This is a genomic window from Enterobacter sp. ECC-175, from assembly GCF_043968675.1.
Lineage (GTDB): Bacteria > Pseudomonadota > Gammaproteobacteria > Enterobacterales > Enterobacteriaceae > Enterobacter.
The window spans coordinates 743,442-762,521 of sequence record NZ_CP143776.1 but is presented as its reverse complement, the minus strand read 5'-3'; the positions used below and the strand labels follow the sequence as shown (position 1 = coordinate 762,521).

The following is a 19,080-nucleotide window of genomic DNA, read 5'->3' as shown; positions in this document are numbered from 1 at the left end:
CGACATCCTCTCCCCTTTGGGGAGAGGGCCGGGGTGAGGGGGGCATAAATCGCACTCAACAAAACAAACCACCGTGTACCCTACAGACAACGGCGGTAACAACCTCAACAACAGAGGCAAGCCTATGAACAGTTCGACCAATGCAGTAAAACGCTGGTGGTACATCATGCCTATCGTGTTTATCACGTACAGCCTGGCGTATCTCGATCGTGCCAACTTCAGCTTTGCATCCGCCGCGGGGATCACCGAGGATCTGGGGATCACCAAAGGCGTCTCTTCGCTGCTGGGCGCCCTCTTCTTCCTGGGCTACTTCTTCTTCCAGATCCCCGGCGCGATCTATGCGGAACGCCGAAGCGTACGCAAGCTGATCTTTATCTGCCTGATTTTATGGGGCGGCTGCGCGTCGTTGACCGGCGTGGTCAACAACATTCCTGCGCTGGCCGCCATTCGCTTCATTCTCGGCGTGGTGGAGGCGGCGGTCATGCCCGCCATGCTGATCTACATCAGCAACTGGTTCACGAAGTCCGAACGTTCACGCGCCAACACCTTCCTGATCCTCGGGAACCCGGTCACCGTGCTGTGGATGTCGGTCGTTTCCGGCTACCTTATCCAGTCCTTCGGCTGGCGCGAAATGTTCATTATTGAGGGCGTGCCGGCGGTGATTTGGGCCTTCTGCTGGTGGGTGCTGGTGAAAGATAAGCCTGCACAGGCGAAATGGCTCTCGGAAGATGAAAAAGCCGCGCTTCAGGCGCAGCTGGATAAAGAACAGCAGGGGCTGAAGGCGGTGCGTAACTATGGCGAGGCCTTCCGCTCCCGCAACGTGATTTTACTCTGCGCGCAGTATTTTACCTGGAGCATCGGCGTGTATGGCTTCGTGCTGTGGCTGCCGTCCATTATCCGCAGCGGCGGGGAAAACCTCGGCATGGTGGAAGTGGGCTGGCTCTCTTCCGTACCCTATCTGGCCGCTACCGTTGCTATGATTATCGCCTCCTGGGCATCGGACACGCTGCAAAACCGCAAGCTGTTCGTCTGGCCGCTGCTGCTGATTGCCGCCTTTGCCTTTATCGGCTCCTGGGCCGTCGGCGCGAATCACTTCTGGGCCTCTTATACCCTGCTGGTGATCGCCGGCGCGGCAATGTACGCCCCCTACGGTCCCTTCTTCGCCATCATTCCGGAGATGCTGCCGCGCAATGTAGCGGGCGGCGCAATGGCGCTGATCAACAGCATGGGCGCGCTCGGCTCGTTCTTCGGCTCCTGGTTTGTCGGCTATCTGAACGGCGCCACCGGCAGCCCGTCGGCCTCGTACATTTTCATGGGGGTGGCGCTTTTCGCCTCAGTATGGCTAACTCTGATTGTGAAGCCTGCTAATAATCAGCAATTGCCCGTCGGCGCACGCCACGCCTGACATTTTCAACATTCACGGAGATTAGCATGAAGCCGTCCGTCATTTTGTATAAAGCACTGCCAGACGATCTGCATAAACGCCTGGAAGACCATTTCACCGTGACGCAGGTGAAAAACCTCAGCCCGGAGACGGTGGCACAGCATGTGGACGCGTTCGCCATCGCCGAAGGGCTGCTGGGCTCAAGCGAGAAGGTGGATGCCGCGCTGCTGGAGAAAATGCCGAAGCTTCGTGCAACCTCTACGGTCTCCGTGGGATATGACAACTTCGACGTGGATGCGCTCAACGCGCGTAAGATCCTGCTGATGCATACGCCGCACGCCCTGACGGAAACCGTGGCCGACACGCTGATGGCGCTCGTCCTCGCAACGGCCCGCCGCGTGGTTGAAGTGGCAGAGCGCGTTAAGGCCGGTGAATGGACCAAAAGCATTGGACCGGACTGGTTCGGCGTAGACGTTCACGGCAAAACGCTGGGGATTGTCGGCATGGGCCGCATAGGCCTGGCGTTAGCGCAGCGCGCCCATTTCGGCTTCAACATGCCGATTCTGTACAACGCACGTCGCCACCACGGCGAAGCGGAAGAGCGTTTCAACGCCCGCTACTGCGAGCTGGACACCCTGTTACAGGAATCGGACTACGTTTGCCTTATCCTGCCGCTCACGGACGAAACGCATCATCTGATTGGCAAGCCGGCATTCGAGAAGATGAAAAAATCGGCCATTTTCATTAACGCAGGCCGCGGCCCGGTGGTAGATGAAAAGGCACTGATTGAGGCGCTGCAGAAGGGTGACATCCACGCGGCCGGTCTGGACGTATTTGAGCAGGAGCCGCTGCCCGTCGATTCGCCGCTGCTCAGCCTGCCCAACGTGGTCGCGCTGCCGCACATCGGTTCGGCAACCCATGAGACGCGCTACAACATGGCGGCCACCGCCGTGGATAACCTGATCGCCGCGCTGGGCGGAAGGGTGGAGAAAAACTGTGTGAACCCGCAGGTTCAGGGCTAGAAACGAAAAAACCCGCCAGAAGGCGGGTTTTTGAATTTTGTGCTACTGGGTTGGAAGCTTACAGGCTTACAACGTTACCAGCTGCTGGGCCTTTAGCGCCGCTTTCGATGGTGAAGGACACTTTCTGACCTTCGTCCAGAGATTTGTAGCCATCGTTCTGGATAGCAGAGAAGTGTACGAACACATCTTTAGAGCCATCGTCAGGAGTGATGAAGCCGAAACCTTTATCAGCGTTGAACCATTTTACCAGACCAGTCATTTTAGCAGACATAGAAATTACCTTATTAACAAATATATTGTGCCTTCCGGCTTGATGGATTGCGTTACAGATTTTTAAGCGATGAAGGAAGGGTCACTACGAAGGGTATCTATGGATAACAATCTGGACTGCTTAACTAAACTGCTTTAGGTCTGTGTAACAAACCGACGGGGATAGTTATACCGATGTGGTAGATGAATGACAAGCGTTATTTTGATCAATGATAAAAAAACCCCGCCTGAAGCGGGGTTTTGCACTTATTCCGTCGCGGCGACCGCCGCACTCCACGCCTGGCTGAAGGCCTGGTGCTGGGAGGCCAGCGGCCCAATCAGGCTGTTGTATTCGCTTGCCTGCTGGGAAGTCGGGAACTGGATGCCGTTAGAGACAAAGCTTACCTGCGTACCCTGCTGAGAAATAAAATCACCCACCTGCACCAGCTGCTGAGTGAAAATCTGCGCGGCCGGGATCAGCGGCTGCAGGGCGTCAGACGGTTTGATTACCACTTTCTCATACACTTTATCGAAGACCGGCTTGAGATCGTCGCCCTGCTTCAGCGCGGAGCGGGACGCATCAGCCTGCATTTTTGCGTTTTGCAGCTGCTGGCTCAACACGCCGAGCGCGCCGTTAGACTGACGCAGCGGCTCGCGCTGGGTCATGTAATCCTGCGGCATACGAATCGCGTTAACGCTATCCACTACCGGACGAATGCCGGAATCCATCGCCTGGCTCACCTGCTGCGAATAGCCGTAAAGGATCGCGTAATCAGAGACGAAGGGTCCAAACTGTTTTTTCTGATCCGCAGTCAGCGTTGGCAAACGCTCGCCGCTGCGCATCACGGTATTCTGCAGAAAATCGATAAACGCTTTGCGCTGATCGCCTTCTTTATCGAAACACCCACTCAGGCTAACTACCATCAACAACGCCGCAATAGGCGCAAACCAGCGAGAGCAGGACTTTCCTGTCGCCATTTTATTACTCCTTTCACCCAAAAAAGCGCACACCGGCACACGCGTGCCTGACGGCTTACAAGAATAGTCCAGGTCAGCGCTGCAAGATACCCTTTTCACGCAAAACGGCTATTGCCGTTTTATTTCTGACTATTTACAAAAAAATACGCTGGCTAAGTGTTTTATGCGTAATCAGAGCATTAGCCTTCCCCTTCCGAGAGCTGAAACGCTTAAGGCATTCATTACCGCACGATTAATCACACCCGTGACGATCCGATGTTTGTTCCAGAGACTATTCTTAACAGGCTCTCTATTGTTCACGATCCCGCAGTGTGATTTAAGAGGAGTTCTCAATGGAATTAAAAGATCCTGAGTTTGAGCTGCTGAGCAGCCTGGAACAGATTATTTTTAAAGATGTCCCGCAGACGATTACTCTGCAACAGAAGTCCAATCCCTTTACCGAATTTGAGCGATTACGCAAAGGGTCTGGACTCAAAACGGATGAATTCGCCAGAGCCATGGGCGTCAGCGTGGCGATGGTGCTGGAGTGGGAATCGAAACGCGAAAAGCCCACACCAACCGAGTTAAAGCTGATGAGTCTGATTCAGGCGAACCCTGCCCTCAGCAAGCAGATAGCGTAAAAAAGTTTGTTTCCGCCCCCGCCGTTGCGGGGGTTTGTGTGTTAAAGGCTTTCACAACGCCAGCCGTTTTCTCCCCATACCAGCTCATGCGTCAGCCCGAGCCCTTTCAGGAAAGCCTCATCATGTGATACGACCAGCAGCGCGCCGGGAAACTCGGCGAGCGCCGCCTCGATCGCCTGAACGGATGCCAAATCAAGATGGTTCGTGGGTTCATCCAGCAATAAAAGCCGTGCCGCCTCTTCTCGCCACAGCGCACAGGCAAGCGCGGCCTTCAGGCGTTCACCGCCGCTCAGCTCGGCCAGCGGGAGCGTCACTTTATCCGCCCCCAGCTGAAGCTGCGCCAGACGGGTGCGCAGCGCGCCCGCTTCCAGCGGCGTATTGTTCAGGTTGAGGTGCGCCATCACCGACAGGGAAAGATCCAGCTGCGACAGATGCTGATCGAGATACGCGCACGCCACCGACCGCTGGCAGGCACCCGAGACAGCAGGCTCTGTTCCCAGGATCGCTCTCAACAGGGTGGATTTCCCGCAGCCGTTCGGTCCGCGCAGCGCCACGCGCATGGGGCCATCCATTCGCCAGCTAAGAGGCGGGATAGTCACATGCGGCAGTACCAGATCCTCAAGCACCAGCACCTGTTTTCCTTCGGCAATGCGGCTGCCTGGGAGGGTAAACATGACCGGGCTATCCTCCTCCACCCGCTCGCGCGCCTTGTTTACCGCGGCATTCAGCGCCTCGTTTTGATCGCTATGCTGCTTTTTCCAGGCACCGATGCGCTCCTTTGCCGCGCCTTTGTATTTGACCCGCTCGAACGAGGCGATATTGAGCGTATCGACGGTGCGCAGCGTTTTTGCCGAGCGCCTCTGGCTGTCGTCATGCTCTTTTTGCATACGCGCGCGGGTGCGTTTCCGCTCCGTCGCCGCGTGCTCCAGGGCCGAGCGGGCGGCCTGCTGCTCGGCATCACGCTGGCGCTGGTAGGCCGCGTAATCGCCTCCGTAGCTGCGCAGGCCTGCGGCGCTGAGCTCAAGAATGCGCGGCACCCGGGAGAGCAGCTCACGATCGTGGGAGGCCACCAGCGCGCCGCCCTGATAACGGCCAAGCTGGTCGTAAAACCATGCCCGGCCCTGCCGATCGAGGTGGTTGGTCGGTTCATCCAGCAGCAGATAATCTGCACCTGCGGTAAACGCCCCGCAAAGCAGCGCGCGGATGCGCTCGCCGCCGCTGAGCTCTGCGGCAGGCCTGTTCGGTTCAAAAGGCGGAAGCTTTGCATCGACAAAGGCCTCGCACAGTCGCTCGGCTACATCCCAGCGTCCGTCGAGGCTATCCAGATCTTCAGGCTGGTAATTGCCGCTATCGATGCGCTCTCTTGCGGCGAAAATATCGGAAAAGCCGAGGAGTTCCGCCAGCGTGGCGTGCGGGGAAATATCGTGCTGTTGCGCCACGTAGGCAACCGAGCCAAAACGCTCAATATGGCCGCTGGCGGGCGCGTCTATCCCCGCGAGCAGGCGCAAAAGCCGCGTTTTTCCGCTGCCGTTACGCCCCACCAGCCCGCAAAGGGAGGACTCCAGCGCGAGATTCAGCGGGCCAAAAAGGGTATCGCCCGTCGCAAACTGACAGGTGACCTGATGCAAGATAAAAGAAGGGGACTGCGCAAAATGAGCCATAAGCACTCCTGAATGAAATCAAAACATCCCCTGCCGACGCGGTCGCGTTTAGCAAGGATCGAAATTCATCAGTCGTGTTTGTTCATTTTGGGGGGCGCTCCTGAGGAGAAAGTTAACGGAGTAAGGATAGCGGTATATTGCTGACCGTTACAAGGTTAATTTTTCAGCAGCGCGCCATAAAAAAACCCGCCGAAGCGGGTTTTGAGCATGAATTGGCCCGTGCAAGCGCAGCGCCGCCGGGCAGCAGGCGCATTACTGCAGCAGCGAAATATCCGCTACGCGCAGGAACAGCTCGCGCAGTTTTTCAAGCATCGTCAGGCGGTTAACGCGCAGCTCTTTGTCTTCTACGTTGACCATAACCTTCTCGAAGAAGGCATCCACCGGCTCGCGCAGCTCGGCCAGCTCCACCAGCGCTTCCTGATAGCGACCTTCAGCAAAAAGCGGTTCCAGCTTGTCGCGCAGCACCACAACCTGCATGGCGAGGGCGATCTCTTCCGGCTCTTTCAGCGTCGCGGCGTTCACGCGCTCGTTGAGCGTCTCGTCGGATTTCGCCAGAATGTTGGATACGCGCTTGTTGGCCGCCGCCAGCGCAGATGACGCTTCCAGCGTGCGGAAGTGGGACACCGCCTTCATACGCGCGTCGAAATCTGCCGGGCGCGTCGGACGGCGCGCCAGCACCGCCTGAATGGTATCGACGGTGTAGCCTTCGTCCTGATACCAGGCGCGGAAACGACCGAGCATGAAGTCGATAACGTCATCCACTACTTTCGCGTTGGTCAGCTTGTCGCCGTACAGACGCACCGCTTCTTCGGTCAGGGTTTGCAGATCGAGGTTGAGGTTCTTCTCAACGATGATACGCAGCACGCCCAGCGCGGCACGACGCAGCGCAAACGGGTCTTTATCGCCTTTTGGATGCTGGCCGATGCCGAAAATACCCGCCAGGGTGTCCATTTTGTCGGCAATCGCCACGGCGCAGGCCACCGGGTTAGACGGCAGATCGTCACCCGCAAAGCGCGGCTGATATTGTTCGTTCAGAGCGACAGCAACGTCTTCCGCTTCACCATCGTGACGCGCGTAGTGCATGCCCATAACGCCCTGGGTGTCGGTAAATTCGAACACCATGTTGGTCATCAGGTCGCACTTGGACAGCAGGCCCGCGCGGGTTGCGTGGTTCACGTCCGCACCGATTTCACGAGCAACCCACCCGGACAACTCCGCGATACGGTCGGTCTTGTCGCGCAGCGTGCCCAGCTGCTGCTGGAACAGTACGGTTTGCAGGCGCGGCAGGTTATCTTCAAGACGCTTTTTACGGTCGGTGTTGAAGAAGAATTCCGCATCCGCCAGGCGTGGACGAACCACCTTCTCGTTACCGGAGATAATCTGGATCGGATCTTTGGATTCGATGTTTGCCACGAAGATAAAGTTCGGCAGCAGCTTGCCGTCGTTGGCGTAGACGGGGAAGTACTTCTGGTCACCCTTCATGGTGTACACCAGCGCTTCCGCCGGAACGGCCAGGAACTTCTCTTCGAACTTCGCGGTGAGCACCACCGGCCATTCAACCAAAGAGGTCACTTCTTCCAGCAGGCTTTCGCTCAGGTCGGCGTTACCGCCAATCTTGCGCGCCGCCTCTTCCGCGTCCGCTTTGATTTTCGCTTTACGCTGCTCGTAGTCGGCAATGACCTTACCGCGCTCCAGCAGGATCTGCGGGTACTGATCGGCGTTGTCGATGGTGAACTCCGGCTCGCCCATAAAGCGGTGGCCGCGGATCACGCGATCGGACGCGACGCCCAGGATGGTGGCAGGGATGACGGTATCGCCCAGCAGCAGGGTCACGGTGTGTACCGGACGCACGAAGTGCACGTCGGACGCGCCCCAGCGCATCAGCTTAGGAATTGGCAGCTTGGCCAGCGAGGTGGCAACCATGTTGGGCAGCAGCGCTTCCGCGCTTTCGCCTTTAACATGGGCGCGATACAGCAGCCATTCGCCTTTATCGGTGGTCAGACGCTCGGCCTGATCGACGGTAATACCGCAGCCGCGCGCCCAGCCTTCAGCCGCTTTGCTCGGCTTGCCTTCCGCGTCAAACGCCTGGGCAATCGCCGGGCCACGTTTTTCAACTTCACGATCCGGCTGGGATGCCGCCAGATTTGCTACCTTCAGCGCCAGACGGCGAGGTGCAGCAAACCATTCAATTTTACCGTGCGCCAGGCCAGCGTTATCCAGCTCGGCGGTCACGTTCGCAGCAAAAGATTCAGCCAGGCTGCGCAGGGCTTTTGGTGGCAGCTCTTCGGTGCCGATTTCCACCAGGAAAGTTTTCTCAGACATGGCCGCCTCTTATTTGTTTCGGTTGCACATCGGGAAGCCAAGGGCTTCACGGGACGCGTAGTAAGCTTCTGCAACGGCTTTGGTCAGGGTACGAATACGCAGAATGTAGCGCTGACGTTCAGTCACGGAGATGGCTTTGCGGGCGTCCAGCAGGTTGAAGCTGTGGGCGGCCTTCAGAATACGCTCGTAGGCTGGCAGCGGCAGCGGAGTCTCCAGCGCCAGCAGCTGCTGGGCTTCTTTCTCGTACTGTTCGAAGCAGGTGAACAGGAAGTCCACGTCCGCGTACTCGAAGTTATAGGTGGATTGCTCCACTTCGTTCTGATGGAACACGTCGCCGTAGGTGGTTTTACCCAGCGGGCCGTCGCTCCAGACCAGGTCGTAAACGCTGTCTACGCCCTGAATGTACATCGCCAGACGTTCCAGACCGTAGGTGATTTCACCGGTGATCGGTTTACATTCCAGGCCGCCAACCTGCTGGAAGTAGGTAAACTGCGTCACTTCCATGCCGTTCAGCCACACTTCCCAGCCCAGGCCCCAGGCACCCAGCGTAGGGTTTTCCCAGTTATCTTCCACGAAACGGATGTCGTGGATGGTTGGGTCCATGCCCAGCTCTTTCAGCGACCCAAGGTACAGCTCCTGAATGTTGTCCGGAGAGGGCTTAATGACCACCTGGAACTGATAGTAGTGCTGCAGTCGGTTCGGGTTTTCGCCGTAACGGCCATCGGTAGGACGGCGGGATGGCTGCACATAGGCCGTTGCCATCGGCTCTGGCCCCAGCGCGCGCAGGCTGGTCATCGGGTGTGAAGTGCCTGCGCCAACTTCCATGTCCAATGGTTGAACAATGGTGCAGCCCTGGCGAGCCCAGTAATCCTGCAAGGTCAGGATCAGGCCCTGAAAGGTCTTGGTATCAAACTTTTGCATAGTATTTCGTGCTGGATACGTGTGGTTTTAAATGGAAGGGACCAGTATACCCGCTGGCTGCAAGATATACAGTACGAAACGGGGTTGTTTCGGGAAAATTGGGAAATTAGGCCTGCAGGCCTGCGCCTTCAGGCGCTCTGGCCGCTGATTATGCGCGCACGCTAGCGCATGGAGAGATGCAAAAACTGGCCGTCCGCGTCAAAAGAGCAGACAAAGCCCTCTTTACGCGCAGTATTGCCCCGCATCTCATAGCTTCCCTGATAGCGCTCCAGGCCGGTGACGGTAATCTTCTGCACGTCCGAGTTATAGCGGCGTGCGGCCTGGTCCTTGCAGAGTGATTCCATATTCAGTGAACGTTCCGGGCTAATTTTGCCCTGCTGCGCTTTTTGCACAAGTGCTTCTGGCGAACCACTGCATCCTGCAAGCGTAAGCAGCAGAGCGAGCGTCATCACGCGCTTGATCATCATTTTTATTACCGCCCTGGCCTGTGGCTGTTATTTTTAATATCACTGCTTTTATAGATTACGGTTTGGCATTCTGCGAATCTCATTGCTTCCGTGCAAGTTTACGCAACAAAAGTCAGATTTTTCTAACGGAAAGCTTACGCACTCTGGTGGTCACACTGTTTTTACAAGGAATACAGAGGAACTGATGCAGTCAAAAATTAGCTGGATTGATAACCTGCGGGGCATCGCGTGCCTGATGGTGGTGATGATCCATACCACGACCTGGTATGTCACTAACGCCCACAGCATCAGCCCTGTTAACTGGGACATCGCGAATATTCTTAACTCTGCCTCCCGCGTGAGCGTGCCGCTGTTCTTTATGATTTCAGGCTTTCTTTTTTTTGGCGAACGTAGCGCCCGGCCAAAACACTTCATTCGCATTGCGTCATGCCTGGCGTTCTACAGCGCCGTCGCGCTGCTTTACATCATCCTGTTCACCTCAATCAACGCCGAGTTAAGCCTTAAAAATCTTCTGCAAAAGCCGGTGTTCTACCACCTGTGGTTCTTCTTCGCCATACTCGTTATTTATCTGGTTTCGCCTCTGATCCAGGTAAAAAACGTTAGCGGCAAGATGCTGCTGGCGCTGATGGTGGTGATTGGCATCGTGGCTAACCCCAATACCGTTTCGCAGAAAATAGACGGCTTTGAGTGGCTGCCGGTAAATCTCTACATCAATGGCGATACCTTTTACTACATCCTCTACGGCATGCTGGGGCGTGCGATCGGCATGATGGACACCCGCAGGCGCGGGATGAACTGGCTGTGCGGAGCGCTATGTGTCCTCGCCGTGGTGGTCATATCGCGTGGGACGCTGCACGAGCTGCAGTGGCGCGGCAACTTTGCCGATACCTGGTATCTCTATTGCGGCCCGATGGTCTTTATCTGCGCCGTGTCGCTGCTGACGCTGGTAAAAAATACGCTGAACGAGCGCCCTCTTCCGGTACTGGCGTTCGTCTCACGCCACTCTCTGGGCATTTATGGTTTTCATGCGCTGGTGATCCACGCGCTACGCACGCGAGGGGTGGAGCTGAAAAGCTGGCCCGCGCTGGATATCGTCTGGATTTTCACCGCTACGCTGGCCGTCAGCCTGCTGCTGTCGATGCTGCTGCAAAAAATCGATACGCGCAGGTTTGTAAGCTAGCCAGTGGAACGGGGCGTTGTAGGCCGGGTAAGCGCAGCGCCACCCGGCGGATATTTATGACATCAGCGGCAAAAGCTGCTGATAAACGTTGCGGAAAACAACACGTCTTTCTGCGTAGCGAGCATGATTTTTCGCGTCAGGAGTGTGCTGCTGTTCAAGCGGTAACTGCGGCAAAAGCGAGCGCAACGGTTTATCAGGGTTCATTGCGATCTGCGCCAGCCGCGCCGCGCCAAGCGCTGGCCCCACGTCGCCGCCGGTGCGGTAATCAAGCTGCAGGCCGCTAATATCCGCCAGCATCTGCCGCCAGTACGGGCTTCGCGCGCCGCCGCCAATCAGCGTGATGCTGGACGGCTTCAGGCCGCAGTCATGCACCACGTCCATACCGTCTGCCAGCGCATATCCCACACCTTCAAGCACCGCACGCGCCAGCTCCGCCGGACCGTGCTGGTGCGTTAAGCCAAAGAACACGCCTTTTGCCTCCGGGTTGTTATGCGGCGTGCGCTCGCCGGAAAGGTAAGGTAAAAACCAGACGGCACCCGCACCTTCATCCGCATGCTGTGCCGCGGCGATAAGCGCCGGAACATCGTCCATGCCGGTAAGCTTCGCCGCCCAGTCAAGGCACGATGCCGCACTCAGCATCACCGACATCAGGTGCCATTTGCCCGGCAGCGCATGGCAGAAACTGTGTACTGCGCTTTCAGGATTGCTGCGATAACCATCGCTCACCGCGAAGTAAACCCCGGAGGTCCCGAGCGAAAGCATCGCCTGACCGGACTCAACCATGCCTACGCCAACCGCCCCCGCAGCGTTATCGCCACCACCCGCCACCACCGGCACGGCGGGCATATTCCAGCGTTCAGCAATGGATGGCTGTAGCGTCCCCGTTATCTCGCTGCCTTCGAAAAGCGTAGTCATATGGTCGCGGGTCAGCTGGCATGCTTCCAGCATCGCCTCGCTCCAGTCGCGCTTCGCTACGTCGAGCCACATCGTGCCCGCCGCGTCAGACATATCGCTGGCGAAATCGCCCGTCATGCGAAAACGCAGATAATCTTTTGGCAGCAGCACCTTTGCAACCTGCCGGAAAACCTCCGGTTCGTGGCGCTGCACCCACAGAAGTTTAGGCGCCGTGAAGCCGGGCATCATCAGGTTGCCGGTAATATCACGCGAGTTCGGTACGCTCGCCTCAAGGATGGCGCACTCTTGCGCGCAGCGGCCGTCGTTCCACAGGATAGCCGGGCGCAGCACGCGATGCTGGTCGTCCAGCAGCGTTGCGCCGTGCATTTGCCCAGCGATGCCCAGCGCCTTTACGTCCCGCAGGCCGTGCTGCTCGCCTAACGCTTTCATTGCGCGGTCCGTCGCCTGCCACCATTGCTCAGGGTCTTGTTCTGACCAAAGCGGATGCGGGCGCGAAACCTGCAGCTTTTCTGCCTGCGTGGCTAACACCTCACCCTGCTCGCTTAACAAAATGACCTTAACGCCAGATGTGCCAAGATCGATCCCGATGTACATAGCGTGGATTCCTTAACTGAAAATGCCCGGTGGCGCTGCGCTAACCGGGCCTACATGCTGTTATTTATCGAACAGGTAGTGGTTGACCAGGTTCTCCAGCAGTTCCTGATGCCCGCTCTGGTGCTGCGGCGCAAGCTGATGCTGTTCAGCGTACTTCGCGATCTCGGCAAGGGATAACTGGCCTTTCAAAATTTGCTGGCCCAGCTCACTGTTCCAGCCGCCGTAGCGCTTCGCAACGCGCTTATCCAGCTCGCCGTCTTCAATCATACGGGCAGCCACCTTCAGCGCCAGCGCCATGGTATCCATTGCGCCAATGTGGCCGTAGAACAGATCGTATTTATCGGTGCTCTGGCGACGCACTTTGGCATCAAAGTTAAGCCCGCCGGTGGTAAAGCCGCCCGCTTTGATGATTTCGTACATCACCAGCGCGTTCTCTTCCACGCTGTTCGGGAACTGGTCGGTATCCCAGCCCAGCTGCGGGTCACCGCGGTTTGCGTCAACCGAACCGAAGATCCCTAACGCGATAGCAGAGGCGATTTCATGGTGGAACGAGTGGCCCGCCAGCGTCGCATGGTTAGCCTCAATGTTCACCTTGATCTCTTTTTCCAGGCCAAACTGCTTCAGGAAGCCGTAAACGGTCGCCACGTCATAGTCATATTGATGTTTGGTTGGCTCCTGCGGCTTCGGTTCAATCAGCAATGTGCCGCGGAAGCCGATTTTGTGCTTATGGTCGACCACCATCTGCATAAAGCGGCCAATCTGCTCGCGCTCCTGGCGCAGGTCGGTGTTCAGCAGGGTTTCATACCCTTCACGGCCGCCCCACAGGACATAGTTTTCGCCGCCCAGCTGGTGCGTTGCGTTCATCGCCGTCACCACCTGCGTGGCCGCCCAGCTGAACACTTCCGGGTCCGGATTGGTTGCCGCCCCTGCGCCATAGCGCGGGTTGGTAAAACAGTTTGCAGTCCCCCACAGCAGCTTCACGCCGCTTTCCTGCTGTTTTGCCGCCAGCACGTCCACCATCTGGGCAAAGTTATTCAGGTACTCTTTCAGCGATGCGCCTTCCGGTGAGACATCCACATCGTGGAAGCAGTAGTACGGCACGTTCAGCTTGTGGAAAAATTCAAACGCCACATCCGCTTTCCGCTTCGCCAGCTCAATGGCCTCACCCGGCTGCTGCCACGGACGATCGAAAGCGCCAACACCGAACATATCCGCACCGTTCCAGCAGAAGGTATGCCAGTAACAGGCGGCGAAGCGCAGATGGTCTTCCATGCGTTTACCCAGCACCCGCTCATCCGGGTTGTAATGACGGAAGGCTAAGGGATTGGTCGTTTTCGGGCCTTCATAACGAACGCGATCGAGTTGGTCGAAATAAGCTTGCATATTGAGCTCCATAATCAAGAGATGCGGCGGGTAGTCGATACTGGAGTAATAGTGAATAGACATTCCAGCTTGCTCAATTACGTTATTTCACACTGCTATTGAGAGAATGCACAACTGTGCGCTGGCTCGCAAAATAATGTGCGAGAAAACTTTTTCTCGGGGCTTATTCCAGAATCAAATGTAATTAGTACATTACGCATTTTAAAATCCGATCGCGGTCATAAATTGAGAAATAAACCAAATATCGTAACGAGAAGATAAAAATCTGTAATTGCCAGCGGGCCTTTCCACGTTAAAAATTTGCTGCGTCTCAGCAGTAAATGTTTCTTTTATCTCAGCAACACATCCCCCTACAAAAAGGCACAATAATTATGAAGATAAAGAACTTAACCCTTACGCTCTGCACGACTCTCCTGCTTGCAAGCTTTGCCGGTCACGCTAAAGAGGTCAAAATCGGCATGGCGATTGACGACCTTCGCCTGGAACGCTGGCAAAAAGATCGCGATATTTTTGTTAAAAAAGCGGAATCCCTTGGCGCCCAGGTCTTTGTACAGTCAGCGAACGGCAACGAAGAAACGCAAATGTCGCAAATTGAAAATATGATCAACCGCGGCGTCGACGTGCTGGTCATTATCCCTTACAACGGCCAGGTGCTCAGTAACGTTGTAAAAGAAGCCAAACAGGAAGGAATAAAAGTTCTGGCTTACGATCGCATGATTAATAATGCCGATATCGATTTTTATATTTCCTTTGATAATGAAAAAGTCGGTGAGCTTCAGGCTAAAAGCCTGATCGACAAGGTTCCTCAGGGAAATTATTTCCTGATGGGCGGCTCCCCGGTGGATAACAACGCTAAATTGTTCCGTGAAGGCCAGATGAAAGTGCTTAAGCCGTATATCGACGACGGAAAAATTAAGGTGGTCGGCGATCAGTGGGCAGACGGCTGGCTGCCGGAAAATGCGCTGAAAATTATGGAAAACGCGCTGACCGCCAACAATAACAAAATCGATGCCGTCGTGGCCTCTAACGATGCGACAGCTGGCGGTGCCATTCAGGCGCTCAGCGCACAAGGCCTTGCGGGGAAAGTGGCGATATCAGGTCAGGATGCCGACCTCGCGGGCGTGAAGCGCATTATCGCAGGCACGCAGACCATGACGGTGTATAAGCCGATTACCGAGCTTGCCAATACGGCTGCGGAAATCGCCGTCGAGCTGGGAAATGGCCAGCAGCCTAAAGCGGATTCCACCCTTAATAACGGCCTGAAGGACGTTCCGGCTCGCCTGCTTACCCCGATTGAAGTCAATAAAGAGAACATTGACGCCACCGTGATTAAAGACGGTTTCCATAAAAAGAGTGAACTGTAATCCAGCGCCGCCCCTGCAGAGCGGGGGCGCATCGACCAGCCCGGTATTTTCCTTCGGTCACGTGGAGCAGTTATGCCTTATTTACTTGAAATGAAAAGTATCACCAAAGCCTTTGGCGCGGTGAAAGCCGTCGATAACGTGAGCCTGCGCCTGAACCCCGGCGAAGTGGTATCGTTATGCGGTGAAAATGGTTCCGGTAAATCGACGCTGATGAAGGTGCTGTGCGGCATTTACCCTTACGGCAGCTATGACGGTGAAATCGTTTTTGCTGGCGAAGTGATTCAGGCTTCGCACATCCGCGATACCGAACGCAAAGGTATCGCCATTATTCACCAGGAGCTGGCGCTGGTGAAACACCTCACCGTTCTGGAGAATATTTTCCTCGGTGCTGAAATTTCACGCCACGGCGTGCTCGATTACGACACCATGACGCTGCGCTGCGAAAAGCTGCTGGCGCAGGTCAGCCTTGCTATTTCCCCCGACACCCGCGTGGGCGATCTCGGCCTCGGCCAGCAGCAGCTGGTTGAAATCGCTAAAGCGCTAAATAAACAGGTGCGTCTGCTGATCCTCGATGAGCCGACCGCCTCGCTCACCGAGCAGGAAACCGCCGTTCTGCTTAACATCATCCGCGATCTGCAAAACCACGGTATCGCCTGCATCTATATTTCGCACAAGCTTAACGAAGTGAAGGCCATATCTGACACCATCTGCGTGATCCGCGACGGGCAGCACATCGGCACGCGCGAAGCCGCGGGCATGAGCGAAGATGACATCATCACCATGATGGTCGGACGCGAGCTGACCGCGCTTTATCCGAACGAACCACACGCAGTGGGCGAAGAGGTGCTGCGCGTAGAAAACCTGACCGCGTGGCATCCGGTTAATCGCCATATTAAACGCGTCAATAACGTCTCTTTCTCACTTCATCGCGGCGAGATCCTTGGCATCGCAGGCCTGGTCGGTGCCGGACGTACCGAAGCCGTACAGTGCCTGTTCGGCGTCTGGCCGGGACGCTGGGAAGGCACCGTTTATATCGACGGTCAGCCGGTAAAAATCAGCAACTGCCAGCAGGCCATTGCGCACGGTCTTGCCATGGTACCGGAGGACAGAAAAAAAGACGGCATCGTGCCCGTCATGGCGGTGGGCAAGAACGTTACGCTGGCCGCGCTTAATCAGTTCACCGGCAGGCTGAGCAGCCTGGACGATGCGGCCGAGCAGCGGTGCATCCTGGATTCACTCGCACGACTGAAGGTGAAAACCTCTTCTCCGGAGCTGGCCATCGGACGTCTGAGCGGCGGCAATCAGCAGAAGGCCATTCTGGCGCGCTGCCTGCTTTTAAATCCACGTATTCTGATTCTGGATGAGCCGACGCGCGGAATTGATATCGGCGCGAAATACGAAATCTACAAGCTGATTAACCAGCTTGTGCAGCAGGGGATTGCCGTCATTGTTATCTCGTCTGAATTACCCGAAGTGCTGGGCCTGAGCGACCGTATTTTGGTCATGCACGAAGGCAAGCTAAAAGCCAACCTGACCAACCAGGGCCTGACCCAGGAAAAGGTCATGGAAGCCGCATTAAGGAGCGAACGCCATGTCGAAAAGCAACCCGTCTGATATCAAAGCCGCTGTCCCGACGCCCGGCGCGTTTTCGGGACTTAAAGCGCTAAACCTGCAGGTTTTCGTGATGATTGCCGCCATCATCGTCATCATGCTGTTTTTCACCTGGATGACGGACGGCTCGTATCTGAGCGCCCGCAACGTCTCTAACCTGCTGCGCCAGACCGCGATCACCGGCATTCTGGCCGTGGGGATGGTTTTCGTCATTATCTCTGCGGAGATTGACCTCTCGGTGGGGTCGATGATGGGCCTGCTCGGCGGCGTGGCCGCGATATTCGACGTATGGCTTGGCTGGCCGCTGCCTCTGACCATTGCCGTTACGCTGGTCCTTGGATTGCTGCTCGGCGCGTGGAACGGCTGGTGGGTAGCCTATCGCAAGGTGCCGTCGTTCATCGTCACCCTGGCGGGAATGCTGGCGTTTCGCGGCATATTAATCGGGATTACCAACGGCACCACGGTTTCCCCCACCAGCGCCGCCATGTCGCAGATTGGGCAGAGCTATCTCTCTGACGGCGTTGGCTTTACGCTCGGGGTTATCGGGCTGATGGCCTTCGTTGCGTGGCAGTGGCGCGGGCGCATGCGCCGACAGGCGCTGGGCTTAGCGTCTTCGGCATCAACCTCCGCCGTTGGCCGCCAGGCGCTCACCGCCGTTATCGTGCTGGGCGCCATCTGGCTGCTGAACGACTATCGCGGCGTGCCGACGCCGGTGCTGCTGCTCGCGCTCCTGCTGCTGGGCGGCATGTTTATGGCCACGCGCACGGCCTTTGGGCGCCGTATTTACGCCATCGGCGGCAATATCGAAGCCGCTCGGCTGTCAGGCATCAACGTGGAACGCACCAAGCTGGCGGTCTTTGCCATCAACGGCCTGATGGTTGCCATCGCGGGGCTGATCCTCAGCTCGCGCCTGGGGGCGGGTTCACCGTCTGCGGGTAACATTGCGGAACTGGATGCTATCGCGGCGTGTGTGATCGGTGGAACCAGCCTCGCAGGCGGCGTGGGCAGCGTGGCTGGTGCGGTGATGGGCGCATTTATTATGGCGTCGCTGGATAACGGAATGAGTATGATGGACGTCCCGACGTTTTGGCAGTATATCGTCAAGGGAGCCATTCTGCTGCTCGCCGTGTGGATGGATTCTGCGACCAAGCGACGGGCGTGAACACAACCTCCTCTTATTTGGGAAACAGGCCATGTTTGAAAAGCGTCACCGCATAACGTTGTTATTCAATGCCAACAAAGCCTATGACCGTCAGGTTGTGGAGGGCGTTGGGGAATATTTGCAGGCGTCGCAATCCGAGTGGGATATCTTTATTGAAGAAGATTTCCGCATGCGTCTTGAGAACATAAAAGACTGGCTGGGCGACGGGGTCATTGCGGACTATGACGACCCCGTTATTGAGCAACTGCTGAAGGATGTCGACGTCCCTATCGTGGGCGTTGGCGGCTCTTACCACGCTCCCGAGAACTACCCGCCCGTTCACTACATCGCCACCGACAATCATGCGCTGGTCGAGAGCGCCTTTTTGCACTTAAAAGAGAAAGGCGTGCATCGCTTTGCGTTTTACGGCCTGCCGGCGTCGAGCGGCAAGCGCTGGGCGGTAGAGCGCGAACATGCGTTTTGCCAGATCGTCGCGCAGGAGAAGTACCGCGGCGTGGTGTATCAGGGGCTGGAGACGGCGCCCGAAAACTGGCAGCACGCGCAAAACCGGCTGGCGGACTGGCTGCAAACGCTGCCGCCGCAAACCGGGATTATCGCCGTCACCGACGCCAGGGCGCGCCACGTGCTGCAGGTCTGCGAACATCTGCATATCCCGGTTCCGGAAAAACTCTGCGTGATCGGCATTGATAACGAAGAGCTCACGCGCTATCTGTCGCGCGTCGCGCTCTCTTCCGTGGCGCAGGGCACGCGCCAGATGGGCTACCAGGCCGCCAAGCTGCTTCACAGACTGTTAGATAACGAGGCATTACCGCTTCAGCGCCTGCTGGTTCCGCCCGTTCGCGTGGTGGAGCGACGCTCTACGGACTACCGCTCGTTAAGCGACCCGGCGGTAATTCAGGCTATGCACTACATTCGCAACAATGCCTGCAAGGGCATTAAGGTCGATCAGGTGCTGGATTCGGTAGGCATTTCACGCTCCAATCTTGAGAAGCGCTTTAAGGAAGAGGTGGGCGAAACTATTCACGCGGTCATTCACGCTGAAAAGCTGGAGAAAGCGCGGAGCCTGTTAATTTCTACGTCGCTCTCAATTAATGAAATTTCACAGATGTGCGGCTACCCCTCGCTGCAATACTTTTACTCGGTATTCAGGAAAGAGTACGACACTACGCCAAAAGAGTATCGGGAACGTCACAGTGAAGTATTGATTTAGAAAAGAAAACGCCTTCCATGAGGAAGGCGTTTTTTTA

16 protein-coding genes are annotated in these 19,080 nt (G+C 56.6%); 8 read left to right on the top strand and 8 right to left on the bottom strand.

Features of this window, described 5'->3' with window-relative positions; genetic code table 11:
• Positions 1–124 precede the first annotated feature (124 nt).
• On the top strand, positions 125–1,405 hold the full coding sequence (locus V1599_RS03650; RefSeq protein ID WP_112011947.1) for an MFS transporter: 1,281 nt from the start codon (positions 125–127) through the stop codon (positions 1,403–1,405).
• A 26-nt stretch (positions 1,406–1,431) separates the two neighbouring features.
• The gene (gene ghrB / locus V1599_RS03645; protein ID WP_395301041.1) at positions 1,432–2,406 is read left to right on the top strand and encodes a glyoxylate/hydroxypyruvate reductase GhrB; all 975 of its coding nucleotides are present in this window, start codon (positions 1,432–1,434) and stop codon (positions 2,404–2,406) included.
• Positions 2,407–2,464: 58 nt separating this feature from the next.
• Here the strand turns inward: ghrB and cspA are convergent, their stop codons facing one another.
• Positions 2,465–2,677: an RNA chaperone/antiterminator CspA gene (cspA, locus tag V1599_RS03640; RefSeq protein ID WP_003860775.1), complete on the bottom strand. Its 213-nt coding sequence runs from the start codon at positions 2,675–2,677 to the stop codon at positions 2,465–2,467.
• Positions 2,678–2,922: 245 nt separating this feature from the next.
• The gene (locus V1599_RS03635) at positions 2,923–3,633 is read right to left on the bottom strand and encodes a DUF3053 domain-containing protein (RefSeq protein ID WP_112011945.1); all 711 of its coding nucleotides are present in this window, start codon (positions 3,631–3,633) and stop codon (positions 2,923–2,925) included.
• A gap of 332 nt (positions 3,634–3,965) precedes the next feature.
• On the opposite strand from V1599_RS03635, the gene V1599_RS03630 reads away from it, so the two are divergent.
• Positions 3,966–4,253 carry an HTH-type transcriptional regulator gene (locus V1599_RS03630; protein ID WP_112011944.1) on the top strand — a complete coding sequence of 96 codons (288 nt, stop codon included), beginning with the start codon at positions 3,966–3,968 and terminating at the stop codon, positions 4,251–4,253.
• A gap of 41 nt (positions 4,254–4,294) precedes the next feature.
• On the opposite strand, the gene V1599_RS03625 is transcribed toward V1599_RS03630, so the two are convergent.
• The 4 genes from V1599_RS03625 to V1599_RS03610 form a co-directional block, all read right to left on the bottom strand.
• Positions 4,295–5,914, bottom strand: a complete 1,620-nt coding sequence (locus V1599_RS03625; protein ID WP_395301040.1) for an ABC-F family ATP-binding cassette domain-containing protein — start codon at positions 5,912–5,914, stop codon at positions 4,295–4,297.
• 252 nt (positions 5,915–6,166) lie between these two features.
• Positions 6,167–8,236 (bottom strand): glycine--tRNA ligase subunit beta, encoded by a 2,070-nt coding sequence (gene glyS, locus V1599_RS03620; RefSeq protein ID WP_395301039.1) that lies wholly within the window; start codon positions 8,234–8,236, stop codon positions 6,167–6,169.
• A 9-nt stretch (positions 8,237–8,245) separates the two neighbouring features.
• Positions 8,246–9,157 carry a glycine--tRNA ligase subunit alpha gene (gene glyQ / locus V1599_RS03615; protein ID WP_003860141.1) on the bottom strand — a complete coding sequence of 304 codons (912 nt, stop codon included), beginning with the start codon at positions 9,155–9,157 and terminating at the stop codon, positions 8,246–8,248.
• Positions 9,158–9,318: 161 nt separating this feature from the next.
• Positions 9,319–9,606, bottom strand: coding sequence for a YsaB family lipoprotein (locus V1599_RS03610; RefSeq protein ID WP_395301555.1), 288 nt, complete (start codon positions 9,604–9,606; stop codon positions 9,319–9,321).
• Between the two features lie 202 nt (positions 9,607–9,808).
• On the opposite strand from V1599_RS03610, the gene V1599_RS03605 reads away from it, so the two are divergent.
• Positions 9,809–10,804: an acyltransferase gene (locus V1599_RS03605; RefSeq protein ID WP_395301038.1), complete on the top strand. Its 996-nt coding sequence runs from the start codon at positions 9,809–9,811 to the stop codon at positions 10,802–10,804.
• 54 nt (positions 10,805–10,858) lie between these two features.
• Here the strand turns inward: V1599_RS03605 and xylB are convergent, their stop codons facing one another.
• Together xylB and xylA are read right to left on the bottom strand one after the other, a co-directional pair.
• Positions 10,859–12,313, bottom strand: a complete 1,455-nt coding sequence (gene xylB / locus V1599_RS03600) for a xylulokinase (RefSeq protein ID WP_395301037.1) — start codon at positions 12,311–12,313, stop codon at positions 10,859–10,861.
• Between the two features lie 60 nt (positions 12,314–12,373).
• Entirely contained in the window at positions 12,374–13,696 is a 1,323-nt protein-coding gene (gene xylA, locus V1599_RS03595) for a xylose isomerase (protein WP_112011967.1), read from the bottom strand.
• 371 nt (positions 13,697–14,067) lie between these two features.
• On the opposite strand from xylA, the gene xylF reads away from it, so the two are divergent.
• The 4 genes from xylF to xylR all read left to right on the top strand — a co-directional run bounded on the left by xylF (position 14,068) and on the right by xylR (position 19,043).
• Positions 14,068–15,060 carry a D-xylose ABC transporter substrate-binding protein gene (xylF, locus tag V1599_RS03590; protein WP_112011938.1) on the top strand — a complete coding sequence of 331 codons (993 nt, stop codon included), beginning with the start codon at positions 14,068–14,070 and terminating at the stop codon, positions 15,058–15,060.
• Positions 15,061–15,132: 72 nt separating this feature from the next.
• Positions 15,133–16,674, top strand: a complete 1,542-nt coding sequence (locus tag V1599_RS03585) for a xylose ABC transporter ATP-binding protein (RefSeq protein WP_395301036.1) — start codon at positions 15,133–15,135, stop codon at positions 16,672–16,674.
• The gene (gene xylH, locus V1599_RS03580; RefSeq protein ID WP_395301035.1) at positions 16,652–17,833 is read left to right on the top strand and encodes a xylose ABC transporter permease XylH; all 1,182 of its coding nucleotides are present in this window, start codon (positions 16,652–16,654) and stop codon (positions 17,831–17,833) included. Before V1599_RS03585 ends, xylH begins: the two co-directional genes overlap by 23 nt.
• A 31-nt stretch (positions 17,834–17,864) precedes the next feature.
• Positions 17,865–19,043: a D-xylose utilization transcriptional activator XylR gene (gene xylR / locus V1599_RS03575; RefSeq protein WP_112011935.1), complete on the top strand. Its 1,179-nt coding sequence runs from the start codon at positions 17,865–17,867 to the stop codon at positions 19,041–19,043.
• Positions 19,044–19,080: the final 37 nt, after the last annotated feature.

Coding starts and splice junctions, on each gene's coding strand:
- V1599_RS03650 (WP_112011947.1), top strand. CDS start 125: ATGAACAGTTCGACCAATGCAGTAAAACGCTGGTGGTACATCATGCCT.
- ghrB (WP_395301041.1), top strand. CDS start 1,432: ATGAAGCCGTCCGTCATTTTGTATAAAGCACTGCCAGACGATCTGCAT.
- cspA (WP_003860775.1), bottom strand. CDS start 2,677: ATGTCTGCTAAAATGACTGGTCTGGTAAAATGGTTCAACGCTGATAAA.
- V1599_RS03635 (WP_112011945.1), bottom strand. CDS start 3,633: ATGGCGACAGGAAAGTCCTGCTCTCGCTGGTTTGCGCCTATTGCGGCG.
- V1599_RS03630 (WP_112011944.1), top strand. CDS start 3,966: ATGGAATTAAAAGATCCTGAGTTTGAGCTGCTGAGCAGCCTGGAACAG.
- V1599_RS03625 (WP_395301040.1), bottom strand. CDS start 5,914: ATGGCTCATTTTGCGCAGTCCCCTTCTTTTATCTTGCATCAGGTCACC.
- glyS (WP_395301039.1), bottom strand. CDS start 8,236: ATGTCTGAGAAAACTTTCCTGGTGGAAATCGGCACCGAAGAGCTGCCA.
- glyQ (WP_003860141.1), bottom strand. CDS start 9,157: ATGCAAAAGTTTGATACCAAGACCTTTCAGGGCCTGATCCTGACCTTG.
- V1599_RS03610 (WP_395301555.1), bottom strand. CDS start 9,606: ATGACGCTCGCTCTGCTGCTTACGCTTGCAGGATGCAGTGGTTCGCCA.
- V1599_RS03605 (WP_395301038.1), top strand. CDS start 9,809: ATGCAGTCAAAAATTAGCTGGATTGATAACCTGCGGGGCATCGCGTGC.
- xylB (WP_395301037.1), bottom strand. CDS start 12,313: ATGTACATCGGGATCGATCTTGGCACATCTGGCGTTAAGGTCATTTTG.
- xylA (WP_112011967.1), bottom strand. CDS start 13,696: ATGCAAGCTTATTTCGACCAACTCGATCGCGTTCGTTATGAAGGCCCG.
- xylF (WP_112011938.1), top strand. CDS start 14,068: ATGAAGATAAAGAACTTAACCCTTACGCTCTGCACGACTCTCCTGCTT.
- V1599_RS03585 (WP_395301036.1), top strand. CDS start 15,133: ATGCCTTATTTACTTGAAATGAAAAGTATCACCAAAGCCTTTGGCGCG.
- xylH (WP_395301035.1), top strand. CDS start 16,652: ATGTCGAAAAGCAACCCGTCTGATATCAAAGCCGCTGTCCCGACGCCC.
- xylR (WP_112011935.1), top strand. CDS start 17,865: ATGTTTGAAAAGCGTCACCGCATAACGTTGTTATTCAATGCCAACAAA.